The sequence below is a fragment of the Gluconobacter sp. Gdi genome, from assembly GCF_014132155.1.
Taxonomy (GTDB): domain Bacteria; phylum Pseudomonadota; class Alphaproteobacteria; order Acetobacterales; family Acetobacteraceae; genus Gluconobacter.
The window spans coordinates 1-18,231 of sequence record NZ_BLJQ01000022.1 but is presented as its reverse complement, the minus strand read 5'-3'; the positions used below and the strand labels follow the sequence as shown (position 1 = coordinate 18,231).

Genomic DNA, 18,231 nt, shown 5'->3' with positions numbered 1-18,231 from the left:
CGCGGCTCCTTTCGGCGTGCTGCGCTTGATCTGGGCGAGTGTGTTGCGGATTGATCGGACGTCGCCTGGCGTGGATGAGCTGAAGACAATCCCGCCTGATTCATGTGTCCACCTGAGATGCCCGCCATTGCTGCGGCCAGCGCTCCAGCCGAGGGCGGCGGCCTGCTTGCGCAGCTGGCGCATGTCTGAATGAAGGCCGTTCACGACAGATCCTCCGTGAACGTGGCAAAGCTGGTCGGACGCCAGTTCGGGAGCGCGTCATGCAGCTGATTGCGCAGATCAAAGGCTGTCATCTTGTTCGCGCCTGGAATGTGCAGGCCTTCGCTCTCCGCTGCTTCCAACAGGAAATGGCGCGGAAACAGTTCCAGGAGCTTTGCCGTATCCATTCGGCTAATGGACACATCCGCGCCTAGGATCTGACCAACCCGCTCACCGATCTGATAGGAATCCTCACTGACGCAAGCGCTCGTCCGTTTGCCCGGGGCGACAACCCGTGCGCGGCGGCTGATGACCTGGAGCGCAAGGTCATCGATCTCTGCGGTTTCAAGTTTGTCCGCATGCGTGGCGACTGGAAAAAAGAGGTCACGATCCAGAGGCGAACCGCCGATTAGGAGCGTAATCAGGGAAAGAATGATCTGATCGCGGCTGATGTCTTCCTGCATCGCAGTGGTCTGAATGGCTTGCGTCATGATGTTCGCAAGCACGGACTGACCTGCCTTGGTGACGGGGATCTTGCTCATGCTGAGGCCTCGCTCTGCGTAGCAGGGTTAACCAACGCCCATTCCGGTGTAAGAACGGACTTCCATTCCTTCTCTTCTGTGACGGGCATCACCGCGCCAATGAATTCGCTTCTCTGGTCAGGATCTCGCACCTGGAGCAGGTGGGGTGCCGTGGCCATGGCTCCGACAAGACGAAAGGATGTAGCCGGCGCACGTAAGCCTCGTGCGATCGCATCCGTAATGATCTTGACGGTGCGAGTATTCATGAACCCTGGGTTAGTCGGGGCCTTCTCGACCTTGGCTGGAACCACGCGGCGCCATTCAGGAAACGGGCCGTCAATCAGATCGACTAGACCTCGATCAAGCGGCTCTTCCGTGATGTTGTAAGTCTCCCAATACAGCCGTCTCTCCCGGTCGGTGCTCTGCAAGGTGACATACATGGCTCTTGACTGCATGCACGCAGAAAACAGTCCTTTTCCTGTGCGGCGCTCAAGAATGAACTGCTCAAAATCAGGGCACTCTGTTGCGGTGAGAACTGCTGTCTCATGGTCATCCGGTGCAAAGTTAGGTCCGCATGCACTCAGAAGAACGTGCCCATTGGTCGCGGTCGTAACGATGCAATTATTGTGCTTCTCGACTGAAACACCTTGCAGATAATACCGTCCTTCATCAGACGACATTGCGAAGTGCGCGAACGCCAGCGCGCGGCAATCGAACGTGATTTTCATCATGCGATCTTTCTGTGTGCGGACACAGGGATCAGGCCTGCGTCCTCAAATTTGCGGCGTCGCATCGAAACCGCGCCGCTCGTCACGTTAAGTGCCTGGGAAATTTTCATGGTCCCGACGCCATCGCGCATCATCTTCAGCATTTGCTGATGCAGCGGGCTCATCTTTGATGGGTCGCTGTTATGAGACGGCATAGGACGTCCACCGCATGGGCGGCCTGTCGGTGGCGGGTCAGAACGACGCGGGCGGCCGCCCTTCATGGAAACCGGCGTGCGGAGTGGCGCATCAGGCGCAAACTCAGGCACGACAACCGAGGCGCTGACCATTTTCCCGGCCTCGGGAGGCGGGTTTACGTCACTTGGATAGATCGTCGCGGCCTCGATGGCGCAGTCGAACAGATTGTTCCAGACCTCATGTACTGCCGCTTCCGGGATCTCGAAGAACTCTGCAATGGCAGGCACAGCCTTGCCTCGGCGCAGGGACTGGAGAATGTCCACGATTGTCGCTGTCATAACGCCAACTCCGGCGTGTGGCCTTCGTCCAAGCGCGCTTCTCCTGGTCCGAAAGGGCGTGCCCAGGCAACGATGATGCGGCCGCGCCTGATGGCGACGGACTGACCTTTCTGGGCTGCCCAAGACAGTGCAGATTTGGTGGCCATGAAGCGCGTGTGAAAACGGCTAACAGTCAGTCCCTTGCTGTCGCAAATCCCGTAGGGCGGGCGCTTTGCCTTGGTCATGGGAGATAGCCCTCGCAAGCGTGGCGTGAAGAAAAAATCTCAGGCATTCTTCGCGTGGGGCAGAAAGGAAAAAGAGTATGAGCGAGGATAGTTGGCGCAAACCGGCCCGACCCGACCGTGAGACGCAAAAGCTTCTTCTGAAAGCCATGGCTGATGCGTTTCCCAATCACCTTTCTACGCTTCCTGAGGGATACTCGTGGCAAGACAAGCGCACTGTGTCCAACATCGTTTACCTGGCAGAACACGGCCTTTGCCAAACCCAAGTTTTGCATGAGATGGGGATAGACATTGTCCAAGTTGCTCCCCCGATCATTACGGCGAACGGGTTGGATTTTCTTGCTGACGACGGTGGTCTGAGGGCGATTCTCGGCGTCGTGACCGTCCGCTTCGATGCTGAAACGCTGCGTGCGCTTCTCGCTAAGGAAGTGGACGAAGCGGACATTCCCGAAGAAGAAAAATCGGTTATCAAGGAGCACTTGAAAGCCCTCCCAGAAGCGGCCCTAAAAGCCGGAGTGACAGACCTTGTGGGGGTGGGGCTGAAACACATTCCGGACAGTATTGCGTGGCTTCGAATACATCTTGGCCTTTAAAGACGCCGACATGATTGAAAGTCAGGCGCAGCGGCTCAAAGCCCAAGTCCAGCATGCAGTGGAACTTGGAGGTGCGTATCCTTTCATTCAGGATGACACGTAGCTTCGTTTTTCCAGCTACGGGCTCAAGCCAAACATCTTTGCATGTTCCTAATAGACCGCCGGACATCATGGCTGCCTCCGAACCGGGGCGCCCATGGTGATTTCGCGCAGGCTCTGAACCTGCTTCCAGCAATGCGCGGAAAGCCGTGCGGCATCGAGTTCAACGATGGGAGACACTGTGACGGGGCGACAGTCTATCGCGGCGGGTTCGGGAAAGTCGGGGATGCTCTCAGGAAGCAGATTCAGAGTCAGAAGGCGGGAAAGCTGAATTTCCAGATCGGACGCGCAGCTATCCCATGTCTGGGCCATGCGTTCATCACCAGCAGTGGCATTGCGCTTGGCAAGGTTACGGACGCTGACGGCGCGATCGCGCAGATCTCGTGCCTGATGATGGATGTCTGGTTCAATGCTGTCCTGCAGGAAGCGGTCAAAGCCGCTTTGGGTCCGTGTGTGCTGCAGGAGGGGGTGTCTGGACGACATGGGTTCTCTCCGTCGCGTAGGGCGATGGAGACGTTATAAAGCTCGAATTTCGATTTTCGCAATAAGAAAATTACGAAAAACGAAATTTATAGGCGATCTGTCTGAGGGCTGTAGCGGATCAGAGTGTAAAAAATTCGGATCAAGCGAATCTGCATTTTTTTAGTTTGATCGGCCCATGTTGCATCGGGCATGTTGCCAAAGCTAATCGTAGACGGGCGACCATACTTTCCTGACAGGAGAGTTAGTGCGCGATCATAGTAAATGCCATCTCCGCATAGCATAATGCCGTTCAGTTTATTGTCTGAGTCGAACAAGAACCTTACATCAAATTTCATACCATCTATGTCGTAGTCAGGCTCGTGCAGTAAAACCTTATCATTTTTCATAACAATGAATTCACGCTGTTCTTCGATATTATCTGAAACGGATATTGCGTGCGGGTTATTCTTTTTAACTTTCTCTAGGCTTTCCCCAAATTTGTCACTTCTCCAGTCTGCATTGGCAGTGCCACATAGGGACAATGAGATAATCGTGGCGACAATAGTTTTATGGATTGTTTTCATGATCACTCCGAAACATGGAAATCTACTTTGTGAGCCCAGACAATTTCTGCGTCTATAATCGGCTCCACATTCTGGTTTACGGAAATTAAAGAAAATCGTCCGTCCATGCTTCCTCTATGGAGGGTCTTTAGGAGGATCTGACCATCAGATAGTTTCGCGACAACGTCTTTGCCGATTAAGGATGATGATAAATCGCATTGATGCTTCGTACGAATTCCAATCAATTCATTTGGCTTGTAGCGTGGGGCCATTGATTCGCCACGCACGCGAAGAATAATGCCGTCATAGTAAAATATAGGAATATTTACTGTTTCATCTTCGAAGTCATTTTGATTATTTTCGGGAATAACCACTCGATCAGCTCCAAAAACATATCCGCAAATTTTGTATGCGGCACTGTCTGGAACTTCAATTCCTAAGGCTTCTTTAACTTGAGTTTCTGAAACTCCGAGCACCTTAGCAATAAGCTGGATTTCATCCGCTTGCGCGCGTCGATCCCCTTTGATGAGATTGGTAAGTTTTGGGCCGGTGAGGCCGACATCTGCCGCAAAAGCATTTTGGCTTCTAAAGCCTGCTCTCTTGATAGCGCTCTTAAACCACTCGCGATCGATCATCTTACTCATGTAGCTAAGATTATTGATGGAAAGAAAATTAGTCCGGTTCGAATTTCGAAAATCGTAATGTTTTTGTTGACGGCTATATTGCGAAAATCGTAATGGTCTTCGCATGTCTAAGAACACATCAAGCCAAGGTGAAAGCCTGGTTCGTCAGTTGGTCGATTTATTCGGCGGAATGAAGAAAATGGCCGTGGCCTTAGGCCATCGAAGCCACACCACTATTTATGGGTGGATCAGGTCTGATCGTATCCCGCCATGGCGCGAAAGCGAGATCCGTGAGGCGGCGATTGCCTTGGGCGTTGATGTCGATGAGGCATTGCTAGGCAAGGTCTTTGCTGGCGGAAGAAAATCGAGGCAAGTAGCATGAGAAATATTTATGCCGTCATCCGTAAACTGCGTCCGCGCGCCCGTCATCCGGATGGTGTCCGGGGGCTTGTATCAGTATGGCGTGCAGAATTTGCTCCACCCATACTGGCCGTGCATGTGCCGTGTCCCTTTCGTGTGGCGTTGAGGGACGAAGGTATCTTCGTGCCAATCGCTGAGCACAGGATTCGAAAAGGAAATGACGACACTCCGATTACCTTTGGATGGTCATACGTCCGCTGGCGCCATTTCTTAGCTCATGTGCTGTTGGCAGGATTTCCAGAAATCAGTGCCGAGGCCATTTCGCTGTCATTGCGTTGCAGGCTTTTGTCACAAATTGGCAGACGATGCTTCCTTCGTGGCCGTCATCCCGATGAACTCCGGAAGGAGTGTGTGCATCACTCTCGTGAGCTGATGAACTCAGAGGCTATGGCTTTTTCGAGTGAGGAAGCTGAACTGCTGGAAACAGCCCTTCATAAGAATTTTAGTGGTGGCTGCACCGAACGGCTGCCACTGGGCATCACTCTTGCGACCGTCGACGGGATGGAGGATTGGGGCCATCCACGTCTGAACGGCAGCTACTTCATCAATGATGATGCGAACTGCGATATTCGGATCAGCCGACGTCAGCTTTGTCTTTTCGTACAAGCTTTACGTCAGGCAATGCCTTCTGGATCAGATCAATCGCTTCATCTGCCGTCGTGGCTGTCTGGTTTTGAAGAGGCAGAGAAACCGAAAGCTTCGCTACGCCTGGGTTATAGATCCCCGGTGAAAGCAGTTCATATTCTGCGTGAAGGTAAGGCTTTTCAGCGCCCTGAGGAACTGAAACCGAGTAATGACGAAGGTAAGCAACAGTCGGCATACAAACCGTCTCCTGTAGGTGTAAGGGCATGCAGGGTAGACGATGCCGGGAAGGTGTTGGTGCACCCGACCGGCACTGTGGAGGGCGGACTCTGATGTTCGCTCTCCACAAAACATCCTGCAGTATTTTTCCTAATCAAACGAAAGAACTGAGTCACGAACTTTCAGTCCGGTACATGGCCGAAACAAATATCGTTCGCTCTTTAGAGAGTTCGGATTTATTCATTTTTGTAAAAACTGCGCCATGAACAATACTGCTCTCATCAAGACAGCCACACAGGCTGCAATCAACCGGATTGGCAGTATTGATTCAGCCGCATCGGTTGTCCGCGTCGGACGTTCGCAGCTGTCCGAATACCAGAGCCGTAATTATCCTGCTGTTGTACCTGTTGATGTTGCCATCGTGCTGGATGAGTTTGCTCAGGAGCCTTTGATTCTGACGGCCATGGCGCAGGCGGAAGGCTACATGCTGATGCCGGTCAATCTGGGTGAAAACAAGGGGCACCACGGTATGGATCAGGTCGCAGCCAAGGCCAGCGCGACCATGACGCATGCCATCGAGGCGCTTGCGGACGGCAAGTACGATCAGGTCGAGGCGGCTCTAGCCTGCCGGGATCTGAGTAACCTTATCCGTGTCGCACATTCGGCGCTTCATGCCCTGACGCCTCTTGCGAAGGGAGGGCAGAAGTAATGGCGCGCCCTTCGCTTGACAGTGCCCGGATCGAACCTGCCGTGCGCCGGATGCACGTCGGCGGATCCAGTGTTCGTGAGATTGCACGTCATGTCGGCATCTCTGTCGGAAGCGTGCATGCGATGATTGGTCGGCTTGGCCTGTCACGGACATCAACTCGCACGACGGCTACGCGTCGCATGCGTCGTCATGCGCTTCCGATCGGGGCTGGACTGGAGATCGCCCGTGTCTGAGCTGCTCGATCCCTTCCAGTTTTCTACAGAATTGAAAAAAGATATTGCCGCCGCTGGCAATCAGAGCCGCTACGCCGCGAAAATCGGTGTGGCTCACACGACCGTTTCCGCCGTTCTGCATTCCGAGCGCAACCCATCACCGGAATTTCTGTGCGGCGCGGGTTTTGATCGCCTGGTGCGATATCGCCTTCTACGTGGCGGCATTCATGCGCCGCTGATCAACGGAATGGATTTTTTTACAGAAGTGAAAAAACAGATCCGCGAAGCTGGATCTCTGACAACCTTCTGTGCCCGTCATAAGCTGCCGCTTGGCAGTGTTTCCAATTATCTGAATGACAGCCGTCGTGCGTCCGATGCCCTTGTGAAGGCCGTCGGTTATGCGCGCCTGACGCGGTACCGCAGACGGGCTGTCCGGAGTGCTGCGGCATGAGTGAAATCAATATCCATTTCGCCAAGCGCGAAGTGCCGTCAAATCTGCCTGCCGAACATGCGCTTCTCGGCGCGGTCATGAGAAATTCGGGCAAAGTTCTGGATGTCGTCGAAGAGATTTTAAAGCCGGAACATTTCTATGACAGCCTGAACCGCATCGTCTATGCGGAATGTCTGCGGCTTTACAATCAGAACATTGAAGCCAATCCGATCACGCTCAAAGCTCCTCTGGAGCATGTCGACCAGTTCGAAAACGTCGACAAAGCCAAATACTTTACGCAGTTGATGACCGCGTTCGTCGGCTTCAAGAATGCGCCTGACTATGCCCGCGTGATCCGTGATGCATGGCTTCGTCGCAGCCTGATGGATTTCTGTATTCGCGCTGTCGATGTTTGTGCGGCTCCAGAAGATCAGTCGGCTGAAGACATTATGGAAGGGTTCGAAGAGGATCTTCTTCATCTTTCTCAAGGCATGTCTGAAAGCCAGCCGAACGTCAGTCTTTTCGACGCAGGATGTGAGGCTATTCTGTCGGCCCGTGAGGCCCTGGCGCGCCGAAATGGTCTGGCTGGTCTCTCCTGGGGTTTCAAGTCTCTGGATAAACTTACGGGCGGCCTGACGAACGGAAACCTCTATATCGTCGGTGCGCGTCCTGCTGTCGGTAAAACCTCGCTTGGTCTAGGCATTGCGTTGCCCTTGGCAGCGTCTGGCAAGCGTGGCCTGTTCTGGTCTGGTGAGATGCTGGCCAAGCAGGTTGCGGGCCGCGCCGCATCGGCCCGGACGGGTCTTAACCTGCGGTCGATCTTCAACGGTCTGCGGTGGGATATTGGTCCGGATATGGAGACCGGCAATCAGCCGCCGCTGGAAGACTGGCAATGGCGGGAATACCAGAACGCCGTTGATGAGTTCTGTCATCTGCATCTGGAAATCGACACGCGGCCTGGTCTGACGATTTCTCAGCTTCGATCGCGGGCGCGTCGCATGAAGCGCTCCAAGCGTGGCCTGGATTTCATTGTGCTGGACTACTTCCAGTTGATGCGGGGATCTGCGGCGGTACGCGGTCGCGGCCGGTATGAAGAGACGACCGAGATCAGCAACGAACTGAAGACGCTGGCCAAGGAACTGGATGTTCCGATGATCGTGTTGGCCCAGCTCAACCGGAAATCGGAAGACAAGGAAGACAAGACGCCGGAATCAGATCATCTGCGGGATACAGGTGCGTTGGAGCAGGATGCGGACGTGATCTGCCTGATCCATCGCAAGCATCTGCATCTCAAAAAGCAGTTGGCCAGCCTTGCAAAGCGTGATCGCGAAACAACGGATCAGTTCAACGATCGCAGTCAGGACCTGGAAGAGCAGGTCCGGAAGAATGAGGGCAGGGGCGTTCTGCTGATCGCCAAGAACCGCCACGGACCGACGGGTGCCTGTCAGGTCTGGTACGACGACGCCACCACCTGGTTCAGGGATGCCGGGGAAGATCCCCGCGCGCGTGCCTGGACCGTCCAGCACGGAGCATAACCCATGGCGCGCCGTGAACGTCCGGGAAAACATGCCCGCGCCATCATGTCCGATGTGCGGTGGTCGACCCTGTCGCTGTCGGCGCGTTCTGTGTGGCTGGGCCTCGCAGATGTCGGGGACGTGGTCCTCGCTGTCCGTGCGCCTGGTCGCGATGGTCTGACAGTCGAGGACTACGCCCGGTATCTGGCGGCTGACGTGGTGACTGTTCGGGGCGCCATCGATGAACTGGTTCAGCGTGACGTCATGGCCCCGGTCGGCACCGGCTTTCGTCTTACATCCTACTAGATTTTTAGGTTTTCAATCCCGCCTTGGTGCGGGTTCAGGAGTTTCTGACGTGACAGTCAGCGCAACACAACGCACGCAGCTCGCAGACGCATTTCTGATGCAGCGTGACAACCTGACGCTTCAGGCGCTTGGTGCAGTCATGGTGCAGGTCTGGGCTCAGCTCGTCATGCATCTGATCACCAACACGACTGATGGCGTTCTCAATGTGTCGTTCCCTGGCACGCTGGCAGCACTCGCCCGCACACGGCTTTTCTGCGACGAAAACCTAATCGAAACCTACCTCAAAACCTACGCGGAAACCCAGCTGATAACCTGGGATGCCAAGGCCGGACTGATCGGGCTGCCAGCGGACCTACAGCCATCACGCCGCGCCATTGCCTCCCGTGAGAACGGGAAAAAGGGCGGAAGACCGCGCAAAACACCAAAATCTGGCGTCGTGGCAGATCAACGCCAGGGCAACATTGTTCTACCCATTTCCGGAGGCAAAGACGTGGCACGCGAAAACCTAGATCAAACCCCTCTCACGGGTACGCGCGATAAGCTTAGCTTAGCTTCTAAATCTTCTTCAGAAGATAAGCTTAAGCTTGACGCGATGTTCAAACGCATTGGGCAAAAAGCTTTCGAGGCAGCCGGGTTCGATCATGCCAAGGACGTGCCGAACTGGGGCGTTGTTCGGGTCTGGATCGCATCGGCTCTCGCGAAGGGCCTGACAGAAGCTCAGGGTGAACGCCTGATCCTCAGCGTCGTGAAGGACGTTGCCGATCGCCAGCGTGGCAAGGGAAATCCCGCGACCCACATGGGATATTTCTCGAAAGCTATTGAGGCTGCCATTGCCAGCGGGATCATCCCGGAAGCACCGAAGAGCGCGAATGAGCGCAAGGCAGAACGCGACTTCGAGGCTGCACTTCAGGATTACCGGCAGCGGATGGCCTATGGCGAAACTGGTCTGCGTCGTCCGGAGCTGTCTGAGTTCATGGCGCAGGTGGCGGCATGAAGCGTCGGCATCGGATGGACCTGTCGCATGACGTTCCGAAGCAGGTTGCCGAATGGATGGATGAGGCCGCGCTGACACTGGCGGCTTTGCCTGCCCATGGTCTGCGTCCTTCTGGGGCTCGTGGCTTTTGGCCTGACATTGTTCCAGATGAAGAGGATCTGGAATGGACGCGTGACAGTGACATCCTGCCACCACGGCCAACGCCGGATGACGTGTCGAGAATGGACCTCGTGTTCTCCTGGCTGACGTTCCTCGGCGAGCGAGATGCGAATCGGGAGTTACGGCGTGTGGTACAGCTCTACATGCGTGTTCATCCGATCTCAGGAAAGCATCTCTTCTCATGGGAGAAAATCGGCAAGAAACTAGGGATATCACGCAACACGGCACACAGCCGCTATCTGACAGCATGTTGCATCATCGCAGAAAAAATACGGACCGGACAATTTCCGCTTGACCGTTTTGACCAAATTGAACACTTTCCAATGTCATGATTGCGAGGCGTGCATCCGAAAGGGTTCACGTCTTTTTTTATGCCTGCTCGGGAGGTTGAAATGCCACGTCTCAAGTGCGTTGGATCAAGCCTTCAGACGGTTGATACCCGCATCGCCAAGCCTCTCCCGAAACGGGCGGAGGCTTTTTATTTGTCCAGGCCGTGGCGACAACTGATGAACCGACTTCTGAAAGAACGCGGTCGCGTCTGTCAGGACTGCGGGCGATCGGACTGTCGGATCTTCGGCGATCATCGGCATGAGCTGAAGGACGGTGGCGCTGCCCTTGATCCTGCCAATATTGTTCTGCTTTGCGGCTCCTGCCACAGCAGGAAGACGGCCAAGGCAAGGGCAGATCGCAACCGGATGCGTCCAGACTGATCCTGATAGGGTCGAAAACCCTCAGGAAACGGCAGAAAACCGCCGTTTCCCGTATGAAATCGAGGTCAGGACCGGTGCCGGTCCCTTCGAGGGGTGGGGGCGGGTCGAAAGTTCAGCCCCCTCGGGCACGACAACCGCGTCAGGCTCACGCGCAGATTTTTTGCCTATGTTTGAAAACAATCAAAGAAATCAAAGGGGAAGGGACCATGGCACGCGGTGGAGCACGCCCCGGTGCTGGCCGGAAAAAGAAGACGCAGACCACTGAGGATTGGGCAGGACCGATAATTGCTGACAGCAGCACTTTGAAGCCTCTCGATTTTTGGCTGGCCATCCTGCGTGATCCTAATGCGCCGTATGAAATGCGTGCCATGGCAGCCGATAAGGCAGGCCCCTTCATTCATGCAAAGCCAGCCCCTCGTCGTGATGATCAGGGCGATTTCGGCGACATGGCCTCTTCCGGCGATGACTGGTCGGGGGTCGTGCCTAGCGCACCTATGAGGAACTAGAACCGTCATGCTGAACCTGAGCAGGCCTGACTGGGAACAGCGGATCCGCGCTGGCCAGTCACTGCTCCCTGACGTTCAACCCATCAATCCCGTGCTTGCCGCGAAGGCTGTCACGATCTTCGACAAGTTGAGGATCCCGGACGTCATCGGCCAGCCGACTTTTGGTGAGGCTGCGGGCGACTGGTTCCGCGATATCGTCTCGCTCCTGCTTGGGTCTCTGGATCCAGCCACGAATGAGCGCCGGATCCGTGAGCTGTTCCTTCTGGTTCCCAAGAAGAACTCGAAGACCACGAACGGCGCGGGCCTGATGATGACGGCGGTCATGCTCAATAAGCGACCCAATGCCGAGTTTCTGATTGTCGCTCCAACGAAAGACATTGCGGATCTTGCCTTCAAACAGGCGTCGGGCATGGTCCGTGCGGACCGGGGTCTCCAGCGTCGGTTTCACATTCAGGATCACATCAAGTGCCTGACGTTCCGGCCTACCGGAGCAACCCTGCGGGTCAAGGCCTTCAGCCCAGACGTTATGACAGGCGTGAAGCCTGCCGGCGTACTGGTCGACGAAGAACACATCATTGCCCTGAAGTCGGATGCAGAAAGCGTCATGGGCCAGATCCGGGGTGGCATGATCAGCCAGCCGGAAGCATTTCTGGCGATTATCACCACGCAAAGCGACAAGCCGCCGCGTGGTGTGTTTCGTGAAGACCTGCTCCAGGCGCGGGCCATTCGTGATGGACAATCCCATCGTGAGGCGGATGACGGAACGCTGATTCCGGTCGGCAATGGTATCTTGCCGGTGCTCTATGAGCTTCCGGAGAAAATCCAGCAGCCCGCAAAGCTTCCTGGCGAGCGCGCGCCATGGGAAGATGTTTCCATCTGGGCAATGGTTTTGCCCAACGCGGGCCGCTCCATCACGGTCAAGCGGCTTCAGGAAGAATACGAGAATGCCCGGTCAAAAGGCATTCAGGAGCTGGCCCGGTGGGCTTCGCAGCATCTGAATGTGGAAATTGGCCTGGCGCTCCGGAGTGATCGCTGGGTCGGTGCCGATTTCTGGCAAGGGGCAGGTGATCCCGATCTGACACTTGACGCCTTGATCGATCGATCAGACGTGATCGTCGCGGGGATCGACGGCGGTGGTCTGGATGATCTTCTGGCGCTTGCCATTCTTGGCCGTGATCGCGTGACGCAGGAGTGGCTGCATTGGGGGAAAAACTGGGTCTTTGAAGGCATTCTTGAGCTTCGGAAGCGTGAAGCCTCCCAGCTTAAGGATTTTGAAGCTCAGGGCGATCTGGTCATCGTTAGCACGCCTGGCGATGACATCGAGCAGCTGGCGGATGTGCTGGAAACAGTGGATCTATCCGGCAAGCTTGCCCTGGTAGGTCTCGATCCAATGGGTGTGGGCTCTATCGTGGATGCCCTGGCGGTTCGTGGAATTGAAGCCCCGCGTGTCGTGGGCGTTTCCCAGGGCTGGACGTTGTCCGGCTCGATCAAGACTGCTGAACGCAAACTTGCGGATGGCAGCCTTGTTCATGGCGCTCGTCCCATCATGGGCTGGGCCATCAGCAATGCCAAAATCGAGCCGCGCGGCAATGCTCAGATCATTACGAAACAGGCTTCCGGTTATCTCAAAATTGACCCCCTCATGGCGCTCCTGAACGCCGTGACGCTCATGTCCAAAAATCCCAGCCCTCCTGAAGAAGGGCGCATTGATGACTTCCTGAAAGGCGGAATGCTCAGCGCATGACACTGCGAACAGCCTTCACTGGTCTGCTGACCAAGGCAGCCAACGCCGTGGCGCTGTCTGTCACAGGTGTCAGCCTGACAGATCTGAGGCTGGGCGCTTTCATGGCGGGTGGTCCCAGTCACTCCGGTCAGCTGGTCACGGTCGACAGTGCCATCCAGCTGGACACGGTCTGGGCCTGTATCCGGCTTCTGTCGGAAACCATCGCCTCTCTTCCGCTCAAGCTTTACGAGCGGGAAACGGAAGAGACGTCCAGCACGGCGAGATCACACCCCCTATTTGCCATTCTCTATGATCGCCCGAACGCGGACATGACGGGGGTCGAGTTTTGGGGCTGCATGGTGGCCAGTCTTTTGGCTTGGGGCAATGCCTTTGCCCAGGTGGTCAGACGGGGCGATGGAACTATCATTGCTCTCAACCCGCTCCGGCCTGATCGCATGACAGTGCGTCGAGATACAAAGACTGGCGGCCTTGTTTACACCTATGCCTGGCAGCAACAGTACCTCATCCTGACGGAAGACGAGATCTTCCATATCAAAGGCTTCTCGTTCGATGGTCTGATGGGTCTCTCTCCTATCACTGTGGGGCGGCAAAGCCTCGGCTCTGCCATGGCCGCAGAGGAAACGGCAGGAAGAACCTTCAAGAACGGTCTTTTGACCCAGAATTACATCAAGGCTCCTACCTATCTGAATAACGAACAGCGTGGTTTGGCCAAGGCTGCCTTGGAAGACTATGCCGGGGCAATTAATGCTGGGAAAACGCCGCTTCTTGAAGGTGGTTGGTCTGTTGAAAGCATTGGCCTGAACCCGGAAGCCGCCCAGCTTCTTCAGACGCGTGCCTTCAACGTTCAGACCATTTGTCGGTGGTTTGGTGTCCAGCCGGTCATGATCGGTAGTATGGAAAAGTCTACGGCTTGGGGCTCCGGCCTGGAGCAGATGAACCTATGGTTTCTGCAATATGGCCTGATGCCCTGGCTGGTCCGGATTGAACAGGCCATCTCCCGCTGCCTCCTCAGTCCAGGCGATCGACTGACCTACTTTGCCAAGCACAATGTTGATGCCCTTCTGCGTGGCGACACGGCTGCGCGGTCAGCATTTTACAATACGATGATCCGGAATGCTCTCATGACCCCAAACGAAGGCCGGGCAAGAGAGAACATGGGGCCAATGCCAGGCGGCGATGTTTTGATGACCCAGTCTCAGATGATTCCTCTTCAGGATATCGGGAAAGTTGCTGTTCAGCCCACGCTGAAGCCCGTTCCGGGTGGTCAGCCGTCACCAGATCCGGCCGCGTCCGGCACAACAGGAGATCCAGATGTTTGATGGCGATTTCCTCGCCGCTCCCTTCGAGGTCAAATTTGCCTCTTCGGGTGAGCCGGGGACATTCGAGGGGTATGGCAGCGTCTTTGGGAATGTTGATTCCCATGGCGATGTCGTCATGCCGGGTGCATTCAGCCAGACACTGGCCGAACGCAAGGCGCAGGGTCGCACCATCGCCATGCACGTCATGCACGGGCTTTTCGGTGGTGACGGTCTGCCTGCCGGCATCTGGACCGATGCGTCCGAAGACAGCAAAGGGCTGCACCTCAAAGGTAAGCTTTCCGGCATGGACACCGATTACGGCAAGCGTCTGCACGGTCTGGTCAAAGATGGTGCGCTTGGGGGCCTCTCCATTGGTTTCAGTGTTCCCCAGGGCGGGGCCGTCAAGGCTGCCCAGGGCAGCGGTGCCTCTCGCCAGATCAACCGGGTCAACCTTCATGAGGTTAGTCTGGTGGATGACCCATCCAACGCCGCGTCTCGGGTCACCGACATGAAGCGACGCTTTGAACGGTGGGGGCTGAAAACGGCCATGATCCCGAACAAGGCAACGGCATCGATCGCTGCTGCCATCGGGTTGCATCAGGCCAGCCTGAAAGGCGGTCACCCGCCAACGCAGGAAGAATGCGACGCCATGCTTCAGCATCTTCAGGAAGCGCATGAAGCGCTGACGGGAGCGGCACTGCCGATCACAAGGAAGTCTTCGTATGCAGAAGATTTCCGGCATGTTCTGGAGACGCTTTCAGGTCTGGGGCGCCCATCTTCGTTTCTGGCCGGCTTTTCTCTTCCGGATCTCAAAGGAATGTCGATGGGAGGAAGCGGGAAAACGCCGTTTGGTGATCTGATGTCGTCGGCAATGAAAGAAATGAATGCCGACATGAGCAAAGCGAAGATGACGGGAAACCCTGATCATGATTTCGCAGCAATGATGGTGCCGCATCATGTTGGCGCTGTCGCTATGGCGCAGGCAGAGTTGGATCATGGGAAAGATCCGGCCATGCGCGCACTGGCAACGTCTGTCATTTCTGGTCAGGACGCGCAGATCAAGACAATGCGTGACTGGCTGAAGGCACACATTTCCTGACGTCTGTCAGAAGCTTTTTTTCTGTTGTTCAGGCACCTCCGGGTGCCTTTTTTTATGGGCGAAACCGATGAACGAAAACGAATACAAGCAGGCCGTCTCTGATCTCACGAAGGCCACTGAACAGGTCAAATCCTTTGCTGAGACGGCCAAGACTGAACTGAAAAACCTCGGGGAAGTTACTAAGGAGACCAAGGCCAGCGCGGATAAGGCGCTGACCGAGATGAACGTTCTGGCAGCGCGCCTGACAGACCTGGAGCAAAAAGGCTCCCGGGGTCGTGGGAATGAAGGCGAGCAGGTACTTTCCATCGGACAGCGCTTCGTCCAGTCCGATGAAGTCAAAGCCGCTATGGCGCGGTCCTCGAACTGGAAGGGGACTGTCCAGATCGAAGTGAAGAATATCACGTCTGCTAGCTCGACTGGTGCTTCTGGAACCACAGGTCTGGTTGTTGCGGATCGTCAGCCCCAGATCATTCAGGTTCCCAACCGTCAGCTTGTCATTCGTGATCTTCTGATGCCGGGAAATACTTCGTCCGGCTCGATCGACTATGTTCAGGAAACCGGGTTTACGAATAATGCGGGCTTTGTGGCCGAAAACCCTTCCGCACCGAAACCTCAGTCTGACATCGCGTTTGCGTTGCAAAATTTGCCGATCCGGACAGTCGCTCACTGGGTCATGGCCTCCAAACAGATCCTGGCTGATGCTCCGATGCTTCAGAGCTACATTGATGGGCGTTTGCGATACGGTCTCGCCTTCAAGGAAGATGACGCACTTCTGAACGGTGACGGTTCGGGTGTCAGCATCAAGGGGCTAATGGCGTCTTCGACTGCCTACAAGCAGCCAGCAGGCGTCCTGGTGAAGAATGAGACGATGATTGATCGTCTGCGTCTAGCCATGCTTCAGACCACTTTGGCCGAGTATCCTGCCACGGGTCACATCCTGAACCCGACGGACTGGGCCAGCATCACGCTGACGAAGGACGCGCAGCTTCGTTATGTGTTCGCCAATCCTCTCGGTCTGAACGGGGCTGTTCTCTGGGGTCTTCCGGTGGCGGAAAGCCTTGCCATGGGTCAGGGCAAGTTCATGACGGGTGCGTTCCGTCTTGCAGCGCAGATCTTTGATCGTGAAGACGCAACAGTGACGATTTCCACGGAAGACCGGGACAACTTCGTCAAGAACATGGTCACGGTTCTGGCCGAAGAGCGTCTTGCGCTGGCCATCTACCGTCCGGAAGCCCTGATCAACGGTAGTTTTTCTGATCTGACCACGACCGCGTCCACAGGTGGCACAGGCGGCTGATCCGACAACTGGAGACGATCATGACGACACTCCAGACCAGTGGGGCAGCGGATCCGCTGCCCTTCGTGGCGCTGTCTGACTTCAAGGCGGCATTGTCGATCGCAGATAACGACACGTCTCAGGACGGGGTTCTGACCAATATGCTCCTGGCAGCATCCTCAGCTGTCCAGAGTTACATCGGGCGCCAGATTACGGTGGCTGACTGGTCTGATCGTATTCGGATCCGGAACGGGGACAGGCTTCTATCTCTAAGTTTAGGCGTCCATCCGGTTCTGTCTGTTGCTGAAGTCTTGTTGGATGGACAGGCACTTCCAGTCCCGGCCGAGGGATGGGATTTCGATCCTCTTTGCGGGATCCTGTATCCTCCAAACGGTCATTGGTGGTGGCCTGGACGTTATTCTGTGTCGTACCGGGCAGGTTGGACCGTGTCGGGGATGAAGGACGCAGACGATAAGCCGCTTCCTGTCACCATGCCGCCTGACATTCGGCAGGCCGTCCTAACTGCGGCACGCTCGTTTTACAGCGCGAAAGACCGTGACCCACTTCTGAAGTCGGAAAGCGAGCAGGGTGTCGGTTCCACGTCCTGGGCAACGCCGGATGTATCGTCAGGTGGTTTGCCTCCTGATGCGGCAGCATTCCTCTCGCGTTATCTGCCATCGGGGTTTTCGTGATGGGCTATCAGACCGATCGTCGGCGCCGTCAGATCCGGCATAAGGGGCGGACTATGACGCTGTCTCAAGGTGGTAGTCGCGGCCTGACCGTGGGGCTGATTGCCTATTCCGCACCGCCGGCCACGGCCGCTCTGGAAGCCGGTGTCTCAGTCATGCCGTTCGTGGCGGAGATCACGAACGATGAACTGGCCGCTGTCCAGTTCGGGAGACCTAAAAACGGCGATCGTCTCATGGATGGCGGTCGTACCTACACGCTGACAGATGCAACGGCTGTTTATGACGGCTCTACAATCTGCGGCTGGAAACTCTTCGCATCGGGTGGAACATGACCAGTCCTGTTGTCTTTGACGATGCTTTTGCACGCGCAAAGGCCGCGGCTGCACCTCTCGGTCTGGAAGTCCTGGACATCTTTGATCAGGATCGGGAAGACCATGTCAGCCCATGGGTGTATTTCGAAATTGCCAGCGCGTCTGCTGATCGCCTTGGGTTAGGTGAAATCGTAGACGAAGAAACTGGGCAAGTCTGGCTTCATCTGATGGTTCCGCGACTCAGTGGCTCGCGGGATGCCATTGTCACGCGCAAAGCGCTTTCGGTGGCCTTCCGTGTCCCGGTCTCCCCGCTGCCAGAAGGCCTCTATTACGACGGCCAAGGTTTTGATCCTCCGGACGCAGATGAAAAAGGCAACTGGTTCCGGTTCTCGATGATGGTGGACTACCGCTACCAGGACCGCGTCCTGACAACACCCTGAAAGGGACTTTCATGAAATTCTATCCTCTTGTTGAGACCGCTGTGGGCAGCGGGCGCTTTGCGCTGTCCGGATCCCAGATTGTGGCTCTGAGTA

At 55.9% G+C, this 18,231-nt stretch carries 27 protein-coding genes; 19 read left to right on the top strand and 8 right to left on the bottom strand.

Features of this window, described 5'->3' with window-relative positions:
• From JN414_RS15735 to JN414_RS15715, 5 genes are all read right to left on the bottom strand, one after another.
• Positions 1-204: hypothetical protein (locus JN414_RS15735; RefSeq protein WP_202208756.1), on the bottom strand; the 204-nt coding region annotated here is incomplete at its 3' end.
• The gene (locus tag JN414_RS15730) at positions 201-740 is read right to left on the bottom strand and encodes a hypothetical protein (protein ID WP_202208754.1); all 540 of its coding nucleotides are present in this window, start codon (positions 738-740) and stop codon (positions 201-203) included. The genes JN414_RS15735 and JN414_RS15730, both read right to left, overlap by 4 nt.
• The gene (locus JN414_RS15725; protein WP_202208752.1) at positions 737-1,450 is read right to left on the bottom strand and encodes a hypothetical protein; all 714 of its coding nucleotides are present in this window, start codon (positions 1,448-1,450) and stop codon (positions 737-739) included. The genes JN414_RS15730 and JN414_RS15725 overlap by 4 nt, the downstream gene beginning before the upstream one ends.
• Entirely contained in the window at positions 1,447-1,959 is a 513-nt protein-coding gene (locus tag JN414_RS15720; protein WP_202208750.1) for a hypothetical protein, read from the bottom strand. The genes JN414_RS15725 and JN414_RS15720 overlap by 4 nt, the downstream gene beginning before the upstream one ends.
• A complete protein-coding gene (locus JN414_RS15715) occupies positions 1,956-2,183 on the bottom strand; it encodes a hypothetical protein (protein WP_202208748.1) in 228 nt (75 codons plus the stop codon). The genes JN414_RS15720 and JN414_RS15715 overlap by 4 nt, the downstream gene beginning before the upstream one ends.
• Positions 2,184-2,260: 77 nt before the next feature.
• Between JN414_RS15715 and JN414_RS15710 the strand changes: the two genes are divergently transcribed.
• The gene (locus JN414_RS15710; RefSeq protein ID WP_202208746.1) at positions 2,261-2,773 is read left to right on the top strand and encodes a hypothetical protein; all 513 of its coding nucleotides are present in this window, start codon (positions 2,261-2,263) and stop codon (positions 2,771-2,773) included.
• 168 nt (positions 2,774-2,941) lie between these two features.
• Here JN414_RS15710 and JN414_RS15705 read toward each other — a convergent pair whose 3' ends face one another.
• From JN414_RS15705 to JN414_RS15695, 3 genes are all read right to left on the bottom strand, one after another.
• Positions 2,942-3,355, bottom strand: a complete 414-nt coding sequence (locus JN414_RS15705) for a hypothetical protein (RefSeq protein WP_202208745.1) — start codon at positions 3,353-3,355, stop codon at positions 2,942-2,944.
• An 86-nt stretch (positions 3,356-3,441) separates the two neighbouring features.
• On the bottom strand, positions 3,442-3,918 hold the full coding sequence (locus JN414_RS15700) for a hypothetical protein (RefSeq protein WP_202208743.1): 477 nt from the start codon (positions 3,916-3,918) through the stop codon (positions 3,442-3,444).
• Between the two features lie 2 nt (positions 3,919-3,920).
• Positions 3,921-4,532 (bottom strand): XRE family transcriptional regulator, encoded by a 612-nt coding sequence (locus JN414_RS15695; protein ID WP_202208741.1) that lies wholly within the window; start codon positions 4,530-4,532, stop codon positions 3,921-3,923.
• 112 nt (positions 4,533-4,644) lie between these two features.
• Here JN414_RS15695 and JN414_RS15690 point away from each other — a divergent pair, with 112 nt between their 5' ends.
• From JN414_RS15690 to JN414_RS15605, 18 genes are all read left to right on the top strand, one after another.
• On the top strand, positions 4,645-4,902 hold the full coding sequence (locus JN414_RS15690) for a carph-isopro domain-containing protein (RefSeq protein WP_202208740.1): 258 nt from the start codon (positions 4,645-4,647) through the stop codon (positions 4,900-4,902).
• 161 nt (positions 4,903-5,063) lie between these two features.
• Positions 5,064-5,855, top strand: a complete 792-nt coding sequence (locus JN414_RS15685; RefSeq protein ID WP_202208739.1) for a hypothetical protein — start codon at positions 5,064-5,066, stop codon at positions 5,853-5,855.
• Positions 5,856-6,003: 148 nt separating this feature from the next.
• Complete coding sequence (locus tag JN414_RS15680; RefSeq protein WP_202208738.1) at positions 6,004-6,450, top strand: hypothetical protein; 447 nt, start codon at positions 6,004-6,006, stop codon at positions 6,448-6,450.
• Complete coding sequence (locus tag JN414_RS15675; protein WP_202208737.1) at positions 6,450-6,683, top strand: winged helix-turn-helix transcriptional regulator; 234 nt, start codon at positions 6,450-6,452, stop codon at positions 6,681-6,683. The genes JN414_RS15680 and JN414_RS15675 overlap by 1 nt, the downstream gene beginning before the upstream one ends.
• Positions 6,676-7,113 carry a hypothetical protein gene (locus JN414_RS15670; RefSeq protein WP_202208736.1) on the top strand — a complete coding sequence of 146 codons (438 nt, stop codon included), beginning with the start codon at positions 6,676-6,678 and terminating at the stop codon, positions 7,111-7,113. Before JN414_RS15675 ends, JN414_RS15670 begins: the two co-directional genes overlap by 8 nt.
• Positions 7,110-8,627, top strand: coding sequence for a DnaB-like helicase C-terminal domain-containing protein (locus JN414_RS15665; RefSeq protein ID WP_202208735.1), 1,518 nt, complete (start codon positions 7,110-7,112; stop codon positions 8,625-8,627). Before JN414_RS15670 ends, JN414_RS15665 begins: the two co-directional genes overlap by 4 nt.
• A 3-nt stretch (positions 8,628-8,630) precedes the next feature.
• On the top strand, positions 8,631-8,912 hold the full coding sequence (locus tag JN414_RS15660) for a hypothetical protein (protein WP_202208734.1): 282 nt from the start codon (positions 8,631-8,633) through the stop codon (positions 8,910-8,912).
• A gap of 49 nt (positions 8,913-8,961) precedes the next feature.
• Positions 8,962-9,906, top strand: a complete 945-nt coding sequence (locus JN414_RS15655; RefSeq protein ID WP_202208732.1) for a hypothetical protein — start codon at positions 8,962-8,964, stop codon at positions 9,904-9,906.
• Positions 9,903-10,397: a DUF6362 family protein gene (locus JN414_RS15650; RefSeq protein WP_202208730.1), complete on the top strand. Its 495-nt coding sequence runs from the start codon at positions 9,903-9,905 to the stop codon at positions 10,395-10,397. Before JN414_RS15655 ends, JN414_RS15650 begins: the two co-directional genes overlap by 4 nt.
• A 60-nt stretch (positions 10,398-10,457) precedes the next feature.
• Complete coding sequence (locus JN414_RS15645) at positions 10,458-10,775, top strand: HNH endonuclease signature motif containing protein (RefSeq protein WP_237390123.1); 318 nt, start codon at positions 10,458-10,460, stop codon at positions 10,773-10,775.
• A 206-nt stretch (positions 10,776-10,981) separates the two neighbouring features.
• A complete protein-coding gene (locus tag JN414_RS15640) occupies positions 10,982-11,281 on the top strand; it encodes a hypothetical protein (RefSeq protein ID WP_202208726.1) in 300 nt (99 codons plus the stop codon).
• A 7-nt stretch (positions 11,282-11,288) separates the two neighbouring features.
• On the top strand, positions 11,289-13,025 hold the full coding sequence (locus tag JN414_RS15635) for a terminase large subunit (protein WP_202208724.1): 1,737 nt from the start codon (positions 11,289-11,291) through the stop codon (positions 13,023-13,025).
• On the top strand, positions 13,022-14,344 hold the full coding sequence (locus JN414_RS15630) for a phage portal protein (RefSeq protein WP_202208722.1): 1,323 nt from the start codon (positions 13,022-13,024) through the stop codon (positions 14,342-14,344). Before JN414_RS15635 ends, JN414_RS15630 begins: the two co-directional genes overlap by 4 nt.
• The gene (locus JN414_RS15625; protein WP_202208720.1) at positions 14,337-15,422 is read left to right on the top strand and encodes an HK97 family phage prohead protease; all 1,086 of its coding nucleotides are present in this window, start codon (positions 14,337-14,339) and stop codon (positions 15,420-15,422) included. Before JN414_RS15630 ends, JN414_RS15625 begins: the two co-directional genes overlap by 8 nt.
• A 67-nt stretch (positions 15,423-15,489) precedes the next feature.
• On the top strand, positions 15,490-16,719 hold the full coding sequence (locus JN414_RS15620; protein ID WP_202208718.1) for a phage major capsid protein: 1,230 nt from the start codon (positions 15,490-15,492) through the stop codon (positions 16,717-16,719).
• Between the two features lie 20 nt (positions 16,720-16,739).
• Positions 16,740-17,390, top strand: a complete 651-nt coding sequence (locus JN414_RS15615; RefSeq protein WP_202208716.1) for a phage head-tail connector protein — start codon at positions 16,740-16,742, stop codon at positions 17,388-17,390.
• A complete protein-coding gene (locus JN414_RS15610) occupies positions 17,390-17,719 on the top strand; it encodes a hypothetical protein (RefSeq protein WP_202208714.1) in 330 nt (109 codons plus the stop codon). The genes JN414_RS15615 and JN414_RS15610 overlap by 1 nt, the downstream gene beginning before the upstream one ends.
• The gene (locus JN414_RS15605) at positions 17,716-18,138 is read left to right on the top strand and encodes a hypothetical protein (RefSeq protein WP_202208712.1); all 423 of its coding nucleotides are present in this window, start codon (positions 17,716-17,718) and stop codon (positions 18,136-18,138) included. Before JN414_RS15610 ends, JN414_RS15605 begins: the two co-directional genes overlap by 4 nt.
• The last annotated feature ends 93 nt before the right edge of the window (positions 18,139-18,231 follow it).

Bases quoted from the DNA above. Each gene is read 5' to 3' on its own strand.
- JN414_RS15675 (WP_202208737.1), top strand. From the start codon at position 6,450: ATGGCGCGCCCTTCGCTTGACAGTGCCCGGATCGAACCTGCCGTGCGC.
- JN414_RS15625 (WP_202208720.1), top strand. From the start codon at position 14,337: ATGTTTGATGGCGATTTCCTCGCCGCTCCCTTCGAGGTCAAATTTGCC.
- JN414_RS15635 (WP_202208724.1), top strand. From the start codon at position 11,289: ATGCTGAACCTGAGCAGGCCTGACTGGGAACAGCGGATCCGCGCTGGC.
- JN414_RS15690 (WP_202208740.1), top strand. From the start codon at position 4,645: ATGTCTAAGAACACATCAAGCCAAGGTGAAAGCCTGGTTCGTCAGTTG.
- JN414_RS15705 (WP_202208745.1), bottom strand. From the start codon at position 3,355: ATGTCGTCCAGACACCCCCTCCTGCAGCACACACGGACCCAAAGCGGC.
- JN414_RS15645 (WP_237390123.1), top strand. From the start codon at position 10,458: ATGCCACGTCTCAAGTGCGTTGGATCAAGCCTTCAGACGGTTGATACC.
- JN414_RS15610 (WP_202208714.1), top strand. From the start codon at position 17,390: ATGGGCTATCAGACCGATCGTCGGCGCCGTCAGATCCGGCATAAGGGG.
- JN414_RS15605 (WP_202208712.1), top strand. From the start codon at position 17,716: ATGACCAGTCCTGTTGTCTTTGACGATGCTTTTGCACGCGCAAAGGCC.
- JN414_RS15630 (WP_202208722.1), top strand. From the start codon at position 13,022: ATGACACTGCGAACAGCCTTCACTGGTCTGCTGACCAAGGCAGCCAAC.
- JN414_RS15710 (WP_202208746.1), top strand. From the start codon at position 2,261: ATGAGCGAGGATAGTTGGCGCAAACCGGCCCGACCCGACCGTGAGACG.
- JN414_RS15660 (WP_202208734.1), top strand. From the start codon at position 8,631: ATGGCGCGCCGTGAACGTCCGGGAAAACATGCCCGCGCCATCATGTCC.
- JN414_RS15620 (WP_202208718.1), top strand. From the start codon at position 15,490: ATGAACGAAAACGAATACAAGCAGGCCGTCTCTGATCTCACGAAGGCC.
- JN414_RS15650 (WP_202208730.1), top strand. From the start codon at position 9,903: ATGAAGCGTCGGCATCGGATGGACCTGTCGCATGACGTTCCGAAGCAG.
- JN414_RS15695 (WP_202208741.1), bottom strand. From the start codon at position 4,532: ATGATCGATCGCGAGTGGTTTAAGAGCGCTATCAAGAGAGCAGGCTTT.
- JN414_RS15720 (WP_202208750.1), bottom strand. From the start codon at position 1,959: ATGACAGCGACAATCGTGGACATTCTCCAGTCCCTGCGCCGAGGCAAG.
- JN414_RS15680 (WP_202208738.1), top strand. From the start codon at position 6,004: ATGAACAATACTGCTCTCATCAAGACAGCCACACAGGCTGCAATCAAC.
- JN414_RS15640 (WP_202208726.1), top strand. From the start codon at position 10,982: ATGGCACGCGGTGGAGCACGCCCCGGTGCTGGCCGGAAAAAGAAGACG.
- JN414_RS15665 (WP_202208735.1), top strand. From the start codon at position 7,110: ATGAGTGAAATCAATATCCATTTCGCCAAGCGCGAAGTGCCGTCAAAT.
- JN414_RS15615 (WP_202208716.1), top strand. From the start codon at position 16,740: ATGACGACACTCCAGACCAGTGGGGCAGCGGATCCGCTGCCCTTCGTG.
- JN414_RS15730 (WP_202208754.1), bottom strand. From the start codon at position 740: ATGAGCAAGATCCCCGTCACCAAGGCAGGTCAGTCCGTGCTTGCGAAC.
- JN414_RS15715 (WP_202208748.1), bottom strand. From the start codon at position 2,183: ATGACCAAGGCAAAGCGCCCGCCCTACGGGATTTGCGACAGCAAGGGA.
- JN414_RS15725 (WP_202208752.1), bottom strand. From the start codon at position 1,450: ATGATGAAAATCACGTTCGATTGCCGCGCGCTGGCGTTCGCGCACTTC.
- JN414_RS15700 (WP_202208743.1), bottom strand. From the start codon at position 3,918: ATGAAAACAATCCATAAAACTATTGTCGCCACGATTATCTCATTGTCC.